The sequence below is a fragment of the Pseudomonas syringae group sp. J248-6 genome, assembly GCF_032586995.1.
GTDB lineage: Bacteria > Pseudomonadota > Gammaproteobacteria > Pseudomonadales > Pseudomonadaceae > Aquipseudomonas > Aquipseudomonas amygdali.
Map to the genome: position 1 here is coordinate 255,142 of NZ_JAWHOP010000001.1, position 15,811 is coordinate 270,952.

Annotated in this window: 14 protein-coding genes; 4 read left to right on the forward strand and 10 right to left on the reverse strand. The window is 59.2% G+C overall.

Annotated features, from left to right (window positions below; translation table 11 throughout):
• Nucleotides 1-289 precede the first annotated feature (289 nt).
• On the reverse strand, nucleotides 290-1,252 hold the full coding sequence (locus RYC17_RS00665) for an aldo/keto reductase (RefSeq protein WP_316902171.1): 963 nt from the start codon (nucleotides 1,250-1,252) through the stop codon (nucleotides 290-292).
• A gap of 253 nt (nucleotides 1,253-1,505) precedes the next feature.
• Here RYC17_RS00665 and RYC17_RS00670 point away from each other — a divergent pair, with 253 nt between their 5' ends.
• Nucleotides 1,506-2,078 (forward strand): TetR/AcrR family transcriptional regulator, encoded by a 573-nt coding sequence (locus RYC17_RS00670; RefSeq protein ID WP_316902172.1) that lies wholly within the window; start codon nucleotides 1,506-1,508, stop codon nucleotides 2,076-2,078.
• Between the two features lie 6 nt (nucleotides 2,079-2,084).
• On the opposite strand, the gene RYC17_RS00675 is transcribed toward RYC17_RS00670, so the two are convergent.
• From RYC17_RS00675 to RYC17_RS00685, 3 genes are all read right to left on the reverse strand, one after another.
• The gene (locus RYC17_RS00675) at nucleotides 2,085-3,059 is read right to left on the reverse strand and encodes a biotin-dependent carboxyltransferase family protein (protein WP_044318781.1); all 975 of its coding nucleotides are present in this window, start codon (nucleotides 3,057-3,059) and stop codon (nucleotides 2,085-2,087) included.
• Nucleotides 3,056-3,928 (reverse strand): allophanate hydrolase subunit 1, encoded by an 873-nt coding sequence (locus RYC17_RS00680; protein WP_316902175.1) that lies wholly within the window; start codon nucleotides 3,926-3,928, stop codon nucleotides 3,056-3,058. Before RYC17_RS00680 ends, RYC17_RS00675 begins: the two co-directional genes overlap by 4 nt.
• Nucleotides 3,929-4,014: 86 nt before the next feature.
• Complete coding sequence (locus RYC17_RS00685) at nucleotides 4,015-4,770, reverse strand: 5-oxoprolinase subunit PxpA (RefSeq protein WP_057402540.1); 756 nt, start codon at nucleotides 4,768-4,770, stop codon at nucleotides 4,015-4,017.
• Nucleotides 4,771-4,927: 157 nt separating this feature from the next.
• Here RYC17_RS00685 and RYC17_RS00690 point away from each other — a divergent pair, with 157 nt between their 5' ends.
• Nucleotides 4,928-5,845 carry a LysR family transcriptional regulator gene (locus RYC17_RS00690; protein WP_230016256.1) on the forward strand — a complete coding sequence of 306 codons (918 nt, stop codon included), beginning with the start codon at nucleotides 4,928-4,930 and terminating at the stop codon, nucleotides 5,843-5,845.
• A 76-nt stretch (nucleotides 5,846-5,921) separates the two neighbouring features.
• On the opposite strand, the gene RYC17_RS00695 is transcribed toward RYC17_RS00690, so the two are convergent.
• The 5 genes from RYC17_RS00695 to RYC17_RS00715 all read right to left on the reverse strand — a co-directional run bounded on the left by RYC17_RS00695 (nucleotide 5,922) and on the right by RYC17_RS00715 (nucleotide 12,054).
• Nucleotides 5,922-6,266: a hypothetical protein gene (locus RYC17_RS00695; RefSeq protein WP_057402539.1), complete on the reverse strand. Its 345-nt coding sequence runs from the start codon at nucleotides 6,264-6,266 to the stop codon at nucleotides 5,922-5,924.
• Nucleotides 6,267-6,405: 139 nt separating this feature from the next.
• Entirely contained in the window at nucleotides 6,406-7,650 is a 1,245-nt protein-coding gene (locus tag RYC17_RS00700; protein ID WP_122259952.1) for a thiolase family protein, read from the reverse strand.
• A complete protein-coding gene (locus tag RYC17_RS00705) occupies nucleotides 7,647-9,533 on the reverse strand; it encodes a feruloyl-CoA synthase (protein ID WP_316902178.1) in 1,887 nt (628 codons plus the stop codon). Before RYC17_RS00705 ends, RYC17_RS00700 begins: the two co-directional genes overlap by 4 nt.
• 154 nt (nucleotides 9,534-9,687) lie before the next feature.
• Nucleotides 9,688-11,136, reverse strand: coding sequence for an aldehyde dehydrogenase (locus RYC17_RS00710; RefSeq protein ID WP_316888819.1), 1,449 nt, complete (start codon nucleotides 11,134-11,136; stop codon nucleotides 9,688-9,690).
• Nucleotides 11,137-11,223: 87 nt separating this feature from the next.
• Nucleotides 11,224-12,054 carry a p-hydroxycinnamoyl CoA hydratase/lyase gene (locus RYC17_RS00715; RefSeq protein ID WP_058402866.1) on the reverse strand — a complete coding sequence of 277 codons (831 nt, stop codon included), beginning with the start codon at nucleotides 12,052-12,054 and terminating at the stop codon, nucleotides 11,224-11,226.
• 211 nt (nucleotides 12,055-12,265) lie between these two features.
• Here RYC17_RS00715 and RYC17_RS00720 point away from each other — a divergent pair, with 211 nt between their 5' ends.
• A complete protein-coding gene (locus tag RYC17_RS00720) occupies nucleotides 12,266-12,754 on the forward strand; it encodes a MarR family winged helix-turn-helix transcriptional regulator (RefSeq protein WP_058402865.1) in 489 nt (162 codons plus the stop codon).
• A gap of 44 nt (nucleotides 12,755-12,798) precedes the next feature.
• On the opposite strand, the gene RYC17_RS00725 is transcribed toward RYC17_RS00720, so the two are convergent.
• Nucleotides 12,799-14,121, reverse strand: coding sequence for an OprD family porin (locus tag RYC17_RS00725; RefSeq protein WP_316902181.1), 1,323 nt, complete (start codon nucleotides 14,119-14,121; stop codon nucleotides 12,799-12,801).
• Nucleotides 14,122-14,447: 326 nt separating this feature from the next.
• On the opposite strand from RYC17_RS00725, the gene mhpT reads away from it, so the two are divergent.
• Nucleotides 14,448-15,668: a 3-(3-hydroxy-phenyl)propionate transporter MhpT gene (mhpT, locus tag RYC17_RS00730; protein WP_316902182.1), complete on the forward strand. Its 1,221-nt coding sequence runs from the start codon at nucleotides 14,448-14,450 to the stop codon at nucleotides 15,666-15,668.
• The last annotated feature ends 143 nt before the right edge of the window (nucleotides 15,669-15,811 follow it).

A 15,811-nucleotide genomic window follows, 5' to 3' on the forward strand; every position in this document is an offset into this window, starting at 1 on the left:
GGGCTGCTCATCGGCATTCAGTAATACGGGCTGTGCGCACGGAAGGTGATGGCGTTCATCACCCTACGAGGCTCAAGGACGATGAATAGACAAGACTGCGGGTATTTTGGTCTTTCTCATTACAAAGAAAAACGCGGGGAATACGCTAACACTTTCAACGCTGAGGCGAAGATCACCACTTTCGCCAAGGCACGCAAGCACCGCATTCATGCGGCGAAGCTGCGCCTGGAAGGGCTCCCAGCCGCTCATTTGGCGGCGGGCAACCAACTATCCGAGCCAAGCCAACAACTCAGGCAACTCCCCTTGCGCGAGTCTCATCCGACCAATCAGCCGCCGACCTTGGTCCAGCGGAGGGGTCCAGACTACTGACCGCATCGAGCCGTTGAATCTGTTCGTCAGCCAGCGTCAGCGACAAGGCACCCAGATTATCGGCAATCTGCTCGTGCGAACGGGGGCCGATGATAGGAACAGCGCCGTGCGAACCTGCCCAGGCAATGGCTACCTGACCCGCGCTGACGCCAAGCTCATCGGCAACTGCCAGAACAGTATCGAGAATCCGGGTGCGCTGCGCCGAGTTCTCAGGCTGGAACACCTTGCCGCCAAACCCCTCAGCGCGCCCGCTCTCCCCCTTGCGGTATTTGCCGGTCAGCATGCCACCCCCCAGAGGTGACCAGGTCACGACGCCAAGGCCAAGCGCGTAAGACGCCTGAAAAAGATCGGCCTCCGGCTCGCGATGCACCAGGTTGTGTTCGAACTGAGCGGCTGCAATCGGTAATGCGCGGCTGATTTCGGCCAGCGTAACCGCGCGAGCAAGCCGCCATGCAGGGAAATTGGACAGGCCTGCATAGAGGATCTTCCCTGCACGCGCCAGATCTTCAAACCCTCTGACAATTTCCTCGATGGGTGTAACAGCGTCTGGGTGGTGCGCCCAATAGATGTCGATGCGGTCCGTCTTCAAGCGCTTGAGACTTGCCTCCACAGAGCTGACCATTGCCTTGCGGTTGTTGCCGATCGTCAGTCGGCCGGGATTGGCCGAGGCGCCGTTGGTGAATTTGGTCGCCAGCACGAAATCATCGCGTCGGCCTTCCAGCAGCGTACCGAGTAACTCTTCGGACTGACCGAACTGATAAATGTCTGCAGTATCGATGAAGTTGCCACCCGCCTCTGCATAGGCTTTGAAAATTGCCTTGCTGGCAACCGGGTCGGCACCGTAGCCCCAGCCCGTGCCGAAGTTTCCTGTGCCCAGCGCCAATTGCGAAACATTGAGCCCGGTTTTGCCAAACGTTCTGTATTACATGGTTTTCTCCTGCCGATTGAGGATCGCCCGTGGTGCGATCCTGTTGCTGAGAAACAAGGTGGACAGCTATCAGTCAGCTTTGAGCGGTTATGATTACGATCAGCATCTTAACTGTCAACGTTTTTGATGACGGTCAGCATCAATGCTATATTCACACCCTGCCGAACCCGGACGGGAAAAAACCAAGCAGGCAAGAGAGGCAAACCACATGAGAGTCACCAAGGCGCAGGCCCAGGCCAACCGGGCACACATTGTCGAGACGGCATCCGTTCAGTTTCGCGAGCACGGCTTTGACGGTGTCGGGGTTGCAGACCTGATGGCCGCAGCGGGCTTTACCCACGGCGGGTTCTACAAGCACTTCGGCTCCAAGTCCGACCTGATGGCCGAATCGGCAGCCTGCGCCATCTCGCGAACCGTGGAGCAATCGAAAGACGTCGATCCTGCGCAGTTCATCGAGTACTACCTGTCCAGAGAGCACCGGGATAACCCAGGCACCGGCTGCACGATGGCCGCACTCAGCGCTGATGCCGCACGTCAGTCAGACGACGTCAAGGCAACCTTCGCCGAGGGTATCGAGAGCATACTTGCCGCCCTGGCTCCCGCAGGCACGTCTCCTGGCGACAACGAATGGAAACATGCGCGGGCAAACACCATCGATATGTTTGCCCATGCACTGGGCGCGCTGCTGCTATCGCGCAGTTGCCCGAACGACTCGCCACTGGCAGACGAAATACTCGATGTGTGCCGTACGAAAATGTTTGAGCAACTGCAGGCTCTTTGACCGCTTCTATGAAGGAAACAGTTTGCTCAGGCACGCCAGCTTCTTCTTGTACGACTTTCGCGCCTCCAGCGCTTCCTCCAGCGTTACCGCCACGAATCGAGCCTTCTGGTTGGGTTGCATCTGACCAATCAGGTCGAGGTCGGCGCTGATCACCGTGCCGATCATCGCGTAGCCTCCGCCAGACACCGCGTCACGGTGCAGGACAATCGGCTCCAGCCCGGCAGGCACCTGAATCGAACCGATCGGGTAGCAGCTGTCGACGATATTCGATGGATCCGAGCCTGCCCCGAAAGGCTGCTCCCTGGGCTGGAATGTCAACGCCCTGCCCCCCTTGAAGCGATAACCGATGCGGTCGGCTTCCGAGCCTACGCTCCAGGACTCTGAGAAAAAGCTGGTGGCTGCGAATTCGGTCAGACGTTCGTAATACAGGCCCGGCACCACACGCAAATACACTTCCCCACCCAAAGACTGGCGCAAAGCCATCGGCAAGCTCGCCCCAGCCCGCCCCTTGCCGCCGGGAATGCCTATTGGCAACTGGTCATCAGCCATCAGTCGGCGGCCCTGAAAACCGCCAAGCGCACCCAGCGTGTAAGTCGACCGACTGCCCAGCACCAGCGGCACATCAATCCCCCCGGCAACCGCCAGATAGGTGCGGGCGCCGTCCTTTGGGAAGTCGAAACGCAGCACCTGCCCGGCCTTTACCGCAAAGGCGGTGTCGTGGTGCATTTCCACCCCGTCGAGGCGCGCCGCCATGTGTGCACCACAGACAGCGGCCAATGTATCGCACTGGAACTCCAGCTCCGGCCCAAGCAATGTGCATTCAAGCCCGGCGGCACCGGGTGGGTTGCCAACGAGTTGATTGGCAGCGCTGAGCGCGTACTGGTCAAGCGCACCGGAGGGCGGAATGCCCAGGTGGTAATAGCCTTCGCGGCCAAGATCCTGCACCGAGGTCGCCAGACCGGGTTTGAGCACCTTGATCATGCCAGCACCTCCTGCAACGACTTGGGATAACCAGCGGGATCAGCCAGAAAGGCATCCAGGGAAAACTCGACCGGACGAATCCGCAAATCGAAGCGCCCGGCTTCGACCTCTGCAACGGCCGCGTCATAGGTGTCCCGATCAACCGGTTTGAACTGGACGATGTCGCCCGGCCGGAAAAACACCATGTGCTCTTTCAGATAAGCCAGACCCTGCTGCGGATCGTAGATCGGCGCGGGCGTGACGCCGAACATCTGGTAGCCACCCGCTCCGCGCACCGAGTAGATGCAGCCGAAGCAGCCGCCATGACCCAGCGTAAGCTTGGGTGTATCGGTACGTGGCCGCAGGTATTTGGGCACTTGCAGTTGGCGCTCGCGTTCGACCATCTGAAACATGAATGGCAGACCAGCCACAAAACCGACCATCGAGACGAACCACGGCGCGCCGCTATGAGCAGCAATGAAAGCATCGACATCCGCCAGGTTATTGATGCGCGCAGCGTATTCCAGGTCCGTCGAACCCGGATCCTGGTGGCGGTCACGAAAACGCATCAGGGTTTCACGGGTCCACGGATCGTTGTAAAGCACCGGAATCTCGATGATGCGGGTTTGCAGCGTACGTTCGGCCACTGCATCGGCCTCGGCCGCTCTCACTGCCTCAAGCAAGGCATGCGGTGCAATACGGTCCGGGTCGAAGCGAATCTGGAAGGACGCGTTGGCCAGGCATACGTCCAGTACACCGTCCAGCTCCAGACGCTCGACCGCACGGGTCACCGCCAGCCCTTTGAAAAAGGCCTCCAGCGACATACTCTCGCTGACCTCCGCGAAAAGGTGTTCATCAGCGCCAAAGCTGTAGCGAATCGGATCAGCCATGTCTGTTCCTTGTTGAATTTGTTGTAGAACGGCAGGCGAATATCAGTAACGTGGCTCCTGTGTCTGTGCACACGATGCCATTTGACTCAGCGCGGCTTGCGCACCGTGATCCCGGCAGCGTCCAGCGCCTTGCGGGTCGCTTCGGCAAGGGCCAGAGCGCCCGGCGTGTCGCTGTGCAGGCAGATCGAATCGAATTCAATGCTCAGGTCCTCGCCCTCGACGGTGCGCACCAGACCTTGCTGGCACGCGCGAACCACGCGTGCCGCGACCTCGGCCGGGTCATGCGCACGCACATTACGGGTGAAGACGATGGAGCCGCTCAAGTCGTAGTCGCGATCAGCGTAGAACTCGCGAATGACCGGCTGACCGAGTTCCTGAGCGATCTTGCAGATAACCGAACCGGGCATGCAGTAAAGCAGCAATTCAGGCTCCAGGCGCTGAAGGTTTTCCACCAGCAGACGGGCAGCGGCTTCATCCCGGGCAAGGTGCATATACAGCGCCCCATGGGGTTTGAAATGCTGCAATGTCACGCCCTGAACCCGCGCCAGCTCACGCAACGCCCCCAGCTGGTAGAGCATGTCATCGACCAGTTCCTGCGGCGCTGCGTTGATGTGCCTCCGTCCGAAGCCGACCAGATCGCGGAACCCGGGGTGCGCGCCAATGGCAACGCCCAGCTGTTTCGCCTGTTCTATGGTACGGCGCATCGTGCCGGGGTCACCCGCGTGAAAACCGGTAGCGACGTTGGCGGAACTGATGAAGGCCATCAATTCGTTATCGACGCCGTCACCAATGGTCCACGCGCCGAAGCTTTCACCCATGTCCGAGTTGAAATCCACCTGCATGGCGTTTGCTCCTGAGGCTATCGAGTCAAGGGTCAATCCGGAAAAGAAGCTATCCGGCTTCCTGCAAAACACGTTAGATTCGCTCGCACCCCTTGGGTAGATCTATTTACAGATACATCATCTTCTGAAAAACAGATACCCACCAATTGGAGTGCTTATGTCCCTGACGTTGCGCCAGGTTCGTTATTTCGTGGCAACGGCCGAGATCGGGCAAATCTCGCAGGCGGCCATTCACCTGAACATTTCCCAGTCTGCGGTGACCACGGCAATCAAGGAACTGGAAAGCATGCTCGGCACGCTGTTGTTCCAGCGCTCGACTCAGGGCATGAGCCTGACCGAAGCGGGTCGACATTTTCTGAACCGGGCCTACGTGATCCTGCGCAGCGTCGATGATGCGCTGAACAGCCCGCTACCCGATATTCGCGCCAGCGGCGTATTGCGCCTGGCCGCCAGCTACACCGTGATTGGCTACTTTCTGCCTCACCACCTGCAACGTCTGGAACATTGGCACCCCGATGTAGCCATCGAGGTTCATGAACGCGAACGGCAAGCCATCGAACAGGGTCTGCTGGAGGGGCGCTTCGATATGGCGGTGGTGCTGACAGCCAACATCACTCACCCGGATATCGTCTCGGAGACACTGTTCAACTCCGAACGCCGCCTATGGCTGTCCAGCCATCACCCGCTGTGCCAGCGCGCCGCCGTGAGCCTTGCCGATGTGGCACAAGAGCCCTATATCCTGCTGACGGTCGACGAAGCAGAGCAAAGTGCAATGCGCTACTGGGAACTGGCCGGCCAACGACCCAATGTCAGAGTGCGCACCAGCTCCGTGGAGGCAGTGCGCAGCATGGTCGCCAACGGCAGCGGCGTGGCGATTCTCTCCGACCTGGTGCATCGTCCCTGGTCGCTTGAAGGCAAACGTATTGAAACGTTGACTGTCACCGACTCGGTAACGCCAATGAGCGTCGGCCTGGCCTGGCACCGCGAGCGCGAGTTGAGCCCGGCGATGCAGGCGTTTCGTAACTATTTTCACGATGCGTTTCTGGCACCGCAGCAGCTGTCGGCGCGGCGTTGAGCCGGGCAGGAATTATTGAAATCAAGGTGATTGCCAGGTTGCCGGAAACTGCACGCGACTAGCCGCAGCCGGCAGCTCAGCTGCTGCGAATCGGTACCACGCGGTCGCTGGCATAAACAGCCGCGGGCTCTTCAAACTGCTGGAAGAACTGTCCGGACACTACATGATCAAGAAACTGCGCCTGGTCTTCAGTGGCGTGCAGCATTGGCGAGTAGCCATCGGCATCGGGCACTGCAAAAAGACGGGCCTTGCGTTCATGCGCCACAGCGATGAACGCTCTTTTCTCTTCGTCGGACATCGCCGAAAAGTAGTCAGACAGATTTTCCAGCGAGCGTACCGCCAGATCCTGGTCGAGCTGATCGTCATCCGTGAACATCAAATGCCAGACGAAATCGAAAGAAAGCTCAGCGAGGGCACGCATAGACGGGTTCCGTAGTGTTGAGAGACGCGAGAGTCACTGTTCACTTCAATTCGGTCAAGCGCTAAAGGATGACCTGCGTCAAGTGCAGCGCTTTAAATGGCTGAGTGTCGTTTTCGAGTCATGGATAAGGGGGGCAGGCTCAGCGGGCAATAAATGCCGGATTCTCGATCAGCAGCGCCATGCCCTGCCCGCCGCCTACGCAGGCGGCGGCAATCCCGTAGCGCAGGTTTTTTTCGCGCAATTGCCGCGCCAGAGTCATGACCAGACGCAATCCGGTGGCAGCCAACGGGTGGCCCAAGCCCAGTGAACCGCCCAGACAGTTGAGTCGTTCGTTGTCCAGTTCCAGCGTTTGTGTCACCGCCAGCATCTGGGCCGCCTGCGCTTCGTTTATTTCCAGCTGGCCAATGTCGCTCAGCGCCAGCCCGCTGCGCTGCAATAACAGCTGGATGGCAGGCGTCGGGCCAATGCCCATGAACTCCGGAGCGACGCCAATCACAGCACTGGCCAGCAGGTGCGCCAATACAGGCCGTTGTGACTGCGAAGCGCTGCCCACCAACGCCGCGGCCGCGCCATCGACCACCGCACAGCTGTTGCCTGCGGTCTGCACACCATCAGCATGAATGGCGCGCAAACGGGATAAAGCCGCCAGGGTGGTTGCTCGCGGATGGCTGTCCTGTGTGACCGTTTCAACCCCTCGCGGCAACTCGATTCCGCGCGGCTGATACCCCTCCAGCTCAAAGCGCTGGCTGTTGACCGGCACAATTTCGCCAGCCCATTGGCCGCCAAGCTGCGATTGCAGTGCGCGCTGATGGCTGAGCAATGCATAACCGTCGACGGCTTCACGGCTCAAGCCGTAACGTTTTGCAAGATTATCCGCCGTAGCGATCATGTCCATTGCCGGTGCCGGGTCGTACAACGCTTCCCAGAGAAAGTCCTTGAACTGCACGGCACCGCCCAGCGGGAAACCGTCGCGATGGGTATAGGCCGCAATCGGGTTGCGCGACATCGATTCGGCAGCAACGCACAGCGCCATCTGCCCGCCTTCACTCACGTGCTGAGCAGCCTGACGCAACAGTTCGAGACCTGTGGCGCAGATGCGTTGCACGCCCAGCGCCGGAACGCTTTGCGCGACGCCGCTGTACAGGCCGATATGCCGGGGCAGCAGGTACGCATCGAAACTGGCTTGCGCCATTGAGCCAGCCAGCACGCTGTCGACCTGATCAGGCTGAATGGCAGCACGCGCCAGAACCTCACGACCGACCTTTATACCCAGATCGATGGGTGAAATATGCCCCAGAGCGCCGCCCAGATCGACCCACGGCGTACGCACTGCGTCGACAATGGCCACGTCGCTGAACGCCAGATATTGCCCGCCGCTGCTCATGCCGTCGGCTCGGCACTGATTTTGTCCGGGGACTGATCACGATAAAGCGCTTCGACTGTTTCTGCCCGCCACTGCAGCACCGCACGCTGGTTGATCGAACCCTTATCGGTGATTTCGCCACGGTCAATAGACGCGGGTTCGTCAAGCAGCACGATCCACTCCAGACGGCTGGCATTGCCATTCGCACCTTGGTTCAGGCGGGTCAGCCATTCGCCAAACCACGCACGTACCGGCGCACTGGCCAACACCTGTGTATCAGAAGCCTGTGCATCCAGCCCGGCCAATTGGCGACATTCGTGCAACCTTGGAAACACCAGCGCACCCAGGCATTCGCGATCAGGCGCGGTGATGACCACATCCTGCACGTACGGCGAGCCTTCCAGCACTGCACGGTTGCGCATGGGTCCGACACTTACAAACACGCCGGACGACAGTTTGAAGTCCTCGGCCAGACGCCCGTCGAACATCAGGCCCAGCTCGGGTGCCGCAGGATCGGCGAGCTTGATCGCATCGCCGGAGCAATAAAAACCGTTTTCGTCGAATACGTCGGCAGTCTGCTGCGGCGAGCGCCAGTAGCCGGGCATGATGTGCGGACCGCGGAAACGGCCTTCCAGCTTGCCGTCCACCGGCACCAGACACACTTCGCAACCGGGCGCAGGCAAGCCGATATAGCCAGCCATCGACAGCGGTCCGGTGGTGAACGTGCAGGAAGGCGCAGCCTCGGTCATGCCCAACCCGGCCATCATGCGAATCCGTTCGCCACAATGCTGCTCGGCGACACGGTCAAGGCGATCCCAGATACTTTGCGACAGGCCGGCTGCGGCGAAGAAGAACAGTTTCATGCGCGAGAAGAATCGCTCACGCAGTTCGGCGTCCTGCTCCAGCGCGTTGACCAGCTCTTCCCAGCCCTTGGGCACGGTCAGGTAGGCCGTCGGCGAGATTTCCTTAAGGTTGCGCAGGGTTTCGGCAAAACCCTGGACGGTCGGTTTGCCGTTGTCCAGATAGAACGTGCCACCGTTGTACAACACGATACCGAGGTTATGGCTGCCGCCGAAGGTGTGATTCCACGGTAGCCAGTCGACCAGCACGGGCGGCTCTTCGCCGAACACCGGAAATGTCTGCAGCAGCATCTGTTGATTGGCACACAGCATGCGCTGCGTGGTCACTACGGCCTTGGGCAGTTTGGTCGAGCCCGAGGTGAACAGGAACTTGGCGATACTGTCAGGACCACTGGCCAGAAAAGCCGCCTCGGCTTCACGGCCGCCAGGCTGATCGAACAGGCTGGCGAAGCTCAGTGGACGCCTGCCAGCGAGTTGGCCGCGTACAGTGATGATCGGCGTATCAGCTGGAATGACCGCGTCAATGGCGCGCTGAAACGGCGCGGCGTCGCTGACAAATACCAGCCCTGGCTGCAACACTTCGCAAACATGCCGTAGCTTGGCGAAATCCTGGGACATGACTGAATACGCTGGTGATACTGGGCAATAGGGAATACCCGCGTACATGGCACCCAGTGCAAGCTGCAAATGCTCGATGTCGTTACCCGAGAGCAGCGCCAACGGCCGTTCGGCGGACAACCCATACGCCAACAGGCTCTGCGCAATGGCGCGAACGTCTGTGAGCATGTCGGCGTAACTGACCTTGCGCCAGCCGTCACGGCTGTCGCGGGCGGCAATAAAGGTTTGCTGCGGACGGATGCTGGCCCAGTGCACCAATCGGTCGAGCAAGCGATCGGGCAATTGCGCCAGTGGTTCCAGGGCACGCATATGCAAAATGCCCTGCTCTTCCCGCACCTCGATGTGCGGGTGACCGATGGAGACCTGGCGATAGCGTGGTGAGCTATCTTCACTGTGCAGCGTTGATGATCTGATATCGGAACTCACGTGCGTTCTCTCCATCAAGGTACGCAGACACCCAACGGCTTGCAGCGGTTCGGGCGGGGCGTAGCAGCACAGGCTGCAGCCTTGTTATTGTTATGCCTGACTTACCGGCGACACGGTTTTTTGCAACAGTTCGGCGACGCCGGCACCGGAGGATTCAGATCGGGTAGTGCCGCGGCCCGTTTTGCAAGGTCACCCAGCGCAACTGGGTAAAATGCTCGACAGAAGCCTTGCCGCCGAAACTGCCGTACCCGCTGGACTTGACCCCGCCAAAAGGCATTTGCGCCTCATCGTGCACAGTCGGTCCGTTGATGTGGCAGATCCCCGACTCGACTCGCTGCGCAAGCGCCAGAGCGCGGCTGGTGTCGCGACTGAAAATCGCCGCCGAGAGGCCGAACTCCGAATCATTGGCCAGCCGCAGCAACGCCTCGTCACCGTCGCCACGGATCACCACAGCCACCGGCCCGAAGGACTCTTCGCGGTACAGGCGCATGGTGTCAGTCACGCCATCGAGCAGCGTCGGTTGCAGAATGCTGCCCTGTAACTGCCCGCCAATCACCAGCGTTGCGCCCAGCCCCACGGCGTCGTCGATCAACGCCTTGATGCGCGTGCCAGCCCCGACATCTACCAGCGACCCCAGCACCGACTCACTGTCATCCGGGTTGCCGGCACGCAACGTTTCGATCTTGGCGGTGAGTTTCGCAACAAAGGCATCCGCCACCTTCCGATCAATGATCAACCGTTCGGTGGACATGCAGATCTGGCCCTGATTGAAATAGGCCCCAAACGCGGCCGCTTCCACCGCCGCGTCCAGATCAGCGTCGTCCAGCACCAGAAACGGTGCCTTGCCACCCAGCTCAAGCAGTGCCGGTTTCAGATGGCGTGCCGAAAGCTCACCGACGATACGCCCCACATGGGTCGAACCGGTGAAATTGACTCGACGCACGGCCGGGTTGGCGATCAGACGCTCGACAATCGCCGCAGCATCGGCAGGCGCATTGCTGATCACGTTGACGACACCATCGCCCAGCCCGGCGTCCTGCAATACCTGACCGATCAGCCGATGCACTGCAGGGCTGAGCTCCGATGCCTTGAGCACCACGGTGTTACCGCAGGCAAGCGGCATGGCGATGGCGCGGGTAGCAAGAATCACCGGCGCATTCCACGGTGCGATGCCGAGCACCACGCCGCAGGGTTGGCGCAGCGCCATGGCAAAGCAGCCGGGCACATTGGAGGGAATGACTTCACCGTTAATCTGCGTGGTCATCGACGCGGCTTCGCGCAGCATGTTGGCGGCCAGCTGTACGTTGAAGCCATACCAGTTAGCCATTGCGCCGGTTTCGCCAGCGGCAGCGATAAATTCACCACTGCGCGCCTGCAACTGCTCGGCAGCCTTGAGCAGACGCGCTCGACGCTCGCCGGGTGCCAGCGCCGCCCAGGCGGGGAACGCAGCCTGAGCAGCCGCGACTGCCGCATCGGCATCTTCCAGGGTCGCTGCGGCCACACGCGAAACCACTTCGCCTGTCGCCGGGTTGCAGCGTTCAAATGTACGTCCATCACGGGCGGGGCACGACTGGCCGCCGATCAGCAGGGGCACGTCCAGCATGATCATTCCTCTTTGTTATTGTTGTTCAAGAGCAGCCTCAAACCTTGAAATACAAGCCTCAAGTCAAAGCCTCACGCTTGTAGCTTGTTACCGCTTATAAGCTTCCAGCCCTGGCTTGATGCTCTTGTCGTCGAGGAATTGCTTCATGCCTTGCTCGCGCCCGCCTTCCTTGTCCAGCAGGCGTGACTGATCGAGTTTGGCATACAGGTAGTCTTCGTTCTGCTCCCAGGTCAGTTCGCGGCAGCGCTTGAAGCCGTGCTTGGCGGCGCGCAGTACCACCGGGTTCTTTTCCAGCAGATTGAGGGCCAGGTCGATGGTCACCTGACGCAGTTGTGCCAGCGGCACGCTCTCATTGACGAGCCCCATTTCAGCGGCTTTCTTACCATCGAAGGTCTTGCCGGTCATGATGTAGTAAAGCGACTGGCGATGACCCACGGTATCGGCCATAGCCTTGCTCACCAGGTTGCCAGGCGGTATACCCCAGTTGATTTCCGACAGCCCGAAGGTCGCTTCATCGGCGCAGATCGCCAGGTCACATGCCACCAGCGGGCTGAAGCCCCCACCGAAACACCAGCCGTTGACCATTGCGATGGTCGGTTTGGCGTACATGCGCAACATCTTCCATTGCCACTGGGAGGCCTCGCGACGGATTTTTTCTTGAAGAATCTCCGGTCCGGCGTCCACCTCACGAAAGTACTCCTTGAGGTCCATGCCGGCAGTCCAGGCCTCGCCCGCACCGGTCAACACCAGAACACCTGCGTCGGGATCCTGCTCGAGTGTTTCCAGCACATCGATCATTTCACGGTTCAGGGTCGGGCTCATGGCATTGCGCTTTTCAGGCCGATTGAGGATGACCCACGCGATGCCTTGCTCGATCTCGACCTTGACGGTTTTCCAGCGACCTTCGTACTTGCTCATGGCGATACTCTCTTGTTCTTGGCTTGACGATAGCTCAAAGCTAAACGGCAAATATAGTTATGTCAATTAACTGTTATCGGTATTAATTAAAAAGTCGGCACTCCGCCTGCATACACTGGTCACAGTGACGTATACCCCATAGCTATCGTTCGCTAACCTCGGCAAACTGATCGGCTGATTGACCCACCCCATCAAAAGGACTGCACTTTCAATGGCCAAGCCATCCGACATTGCCGACATTTGCCAGGCCTCCGCACAGGTTGCCGAAGCAGCTTTGCCAACGGATTCTGCGCTGGATGATCTGATCGGTTATGCCATGCGCCGGGCACAGCTCAAGCTGTTCCAGAACCTGATCGGACGTCTTTCCGCCCACGACCTGCGCCCGGCGCAGTTCTCGGCGCTGGCGATCATTGAGCAAAACCCCGGCCTCATGCAGGCGGATCTGGCCAAGGCTCTGGCAATCGAGCCACCCCAGGTCGTCCCCTTGCTGAACAAACTCGAGGAACGCGCGCTGGCCGTGCGGGTTCGTTGCAAGCCGGACAAACGCTCGTATGGCATCTTCCTCAGCAAGAGCGGCGAGACATTGCTGCGCGAACTGAAACAGATCGCCATCGACAGTGACCTCGATTCCACTTCAGCGCTGAATAACCAGGAACGTCAGGACCTTCTCAGGCTGCTGAAAAAGGTTTACCAATCGTAAAAATCCGTCATCGACGGCGATTTTTGCCGTCGATGACGGGCTGATTACCAAAGCGGCAAGCTGTACTGGACAATAAAGCGCGTCTGGTTTTCATCGCGAAAGGCGGCGCCTGCGGGGAAGTCGTTGCGATAGATCGACTTGCGCGCCAGCAGGCCTATATTCTTCAGCGGGCCGCTCTGAACGACGTAGCCCAGCTCCATCTGAAACTCACGCTCCTTGCGATCATCGGCATTGAAAGCGGCCAGTTCGATGTTGTCGCCGCGCACATAACGCAGGCGACTGCGTAACCCGACAAGCCCCACGGCAGTGAAGTCATAGTCGTAAATGGCTTGCCAGGTACGCTCCCTGGCATTGAGAAAATCAGAACTCATGGTCATCTCGCTCAACCCCATCAGTTCGGTACCCGATACATAGGGTGTAGCGGTATCGCCGCTCGAATGCATATAGCCAAGACTGACGCTGTGTCCTCCCCACTTGTAGCCCAACAGCGCCGACAGGTTCTGGTTATCCACTTCTCCGGCTTTCGCGCTGCCCGTGTCGCTACTGAAAAAGCTGCGCAGATCAGTGGTCAGCACGCCATCGCCGATTGCCATTTTGTGCAATAGTGCGAGCGTGTTCTGAGTATAAAGATCAGCCACTTCAGCGTGATACGCGCGTACGCTGAGCTCCTTGTTGACCTGATAGTCGCCCCCGGCATAAACCATGTGCGATGACGTTGCTGCACCATTGAAGCGTCGGTTCGGCGACGCGATGGTCATCGCCTGATAGTTGCTGGAGTCGCGCTTGTTGACCCGGTCGATATAGCCGGCATTGAAGGTCAAGCCTTCGATGTCCTTTGAAGTCAGCGTCGTGCCCCGAAAGGTCTGTGGCAACAGGCGCGAGGGGCTGGCGAAAGCAAACGGCAGAAAAATCGACACGTCGCCCGTCTTGATTGTGGTTTCGCGGAATTTAAGTTTGCCGGTCAGCGCCAGTCGTGAATACTCGTCAGCAGCCCGTCCGTCGCTGGCCGATACCGGCAATAGCTCGGTACCTCTGCGGTCTGGCGAGGAATCAAGCTTTACACCCACCAGCGTTCGCGCATCAAGACCGAAGCCCACCGGTCCTTCTGTAAAGCCGGATTCGGCGTTGATAATGAACCCCTGCGCCCACTCCCGTGTGGCTGTTTTGGCACCATCGTCCTTGTAATCACGGTCCATATAATAATTGCGCAGCGTCAAGGTGCCGTGGCTGTCCTCCAGAAGCCCCTGAGCCTGTGCGAGGTCAGGTATAGCGCTGACGCCCAGCAGGCCCAGCGCGAGACCGCAATTTTTTCCACGGAAAAAGAGAGTTGACACAGCTGTTGCTGCACCACGAGTGAGCGTTGGCATGTTGGATGTCCACTTATTGTTGTTGTTTTTGGATTCGGTCCGGCGCTGGCCGCAGGTCCGTGGAAGGAGAATTGGAGGATTTCGTATCGACGTCAATCCAGATTGACCGATAATCGAACATTAATAATGTTAACTACTTGACTAGCACTCTTTAAATACCTACCTAACTCAATGTTTTAAAAAGACTAATTCCTGATTTTATTGAATTATTGGTCCGGATTCATTTTTTAGTTATTTTTGTTACCTTGATCAACACCTGTCACAACGCCTCGTCGGCGCTCGGGAACAGGCTTTTCTCCACAACAAAAACAACAATGAGGCTTGCCATGAACAGTTCGTTGCGTCGTTCGACGCTGACCATCATCTTGTGTTTTATCGTCGCACTCATCGAAGGTTTCGACCTGCAGGCTGCCGGGACGGCGGCGGCGGGACTTCGTCAAAGCTTTGCCCTTGACCCGAAAATGATGGGCTGGGTATTCAGTGCAGGGATCATCGGGCTGCTGCCGGGCGCTTTTTTTGGCGGCTGGATTGCGGATCGCATCGGCCGCAAGAAGATTCTGGTAAGCGCAGTACTGCTGTTCGGGGTCTTCTCGCTGAGCACTGCTTATGTCGAAAGCTTTTCTGCCCTGTTGCTGGTGCGCTTCATGACCGGCCTGGGGCTGGGGGCTGCGCTGCCCAACCTGATCGCCTTGTGCGCCGAAGCTGTCGGCGAACGCCATCGCGGGCTCGCCATCAGCGTCATGTATGCGGGCGTTCCGCTGGGCGGAGCCTTGGCTGCGGTGGTCGCGATGTTTGCCAGCGAGCACTGGCAGACAACTTTCATCATCGGTGGTCTGGTGCCACTGCTGGTGGTCCCGTTGATGATCCTGTTACTGCCCGAATCCAGCGCCTTTAAACAGCAGACGACTGCCAGCGCTGTCCGGCATTCAAGTGCCAGCGCACTGTTCGGTGAAGGCAGAGCTCGCACGACACTGGCCTTGTGGGTCGGCTACTTTTTTACCCTGACCGTCATGTACATGCTGCTCAACTGGCTGCCGTCGCTGTTGATCGGCCAGGGTTTCAGCAAACCTCAGGCGGGCCTGGTGCAGATGCTGTTCAATATTGGCGGCGCGCTGGGCTCGCTACTGGGCGGGCTGTTGCTGGATCGCTGCAACGGCACCAAGGTCGTGCTGTTCGTCTACGCCGGTTTGCTGGCTGCGTTGGCGGGCGTGGGCGTGTCGGTCGGCATCGTGCCGATGGCAATTGCCGGGTTTGCTGCCGGGGTATTTGTCATGGCTGCGCAACTGGTGCTGTATGCGTTGGCTCCTCCTTCGTACCCGACTTCGGTACGTGCCACCGGTGTCGGCGCTGCGGTAGCCATCGGCCGCCTCGGCTCTGTGGCCGGCCCTTTGGCTGCCGGGCATCTGCTCGGAGCCGGTGCGGGAACTGCTGGCGTACTGTTGGCCACCTCACCCGGCCTGGTGATTGCCGCACTGGCGGCGATCACGGTGCTGTCCAGGTCGGTCGCCCTCGAGAAGCGTGAGCTCAAGGCTGCGGAGTCGAGGTGATCAGGTCGCTATGTCCATCGTCATGCACAAGTCTTGAAGAGCCCGAAAACATAGCTGAAATCCCGATAGTTCTCGTTCCCACGCTCCGCGTGGTAATGCATTTCGTGACGCTCTGCGTCACATTGCAGCCGTGATTCATCATT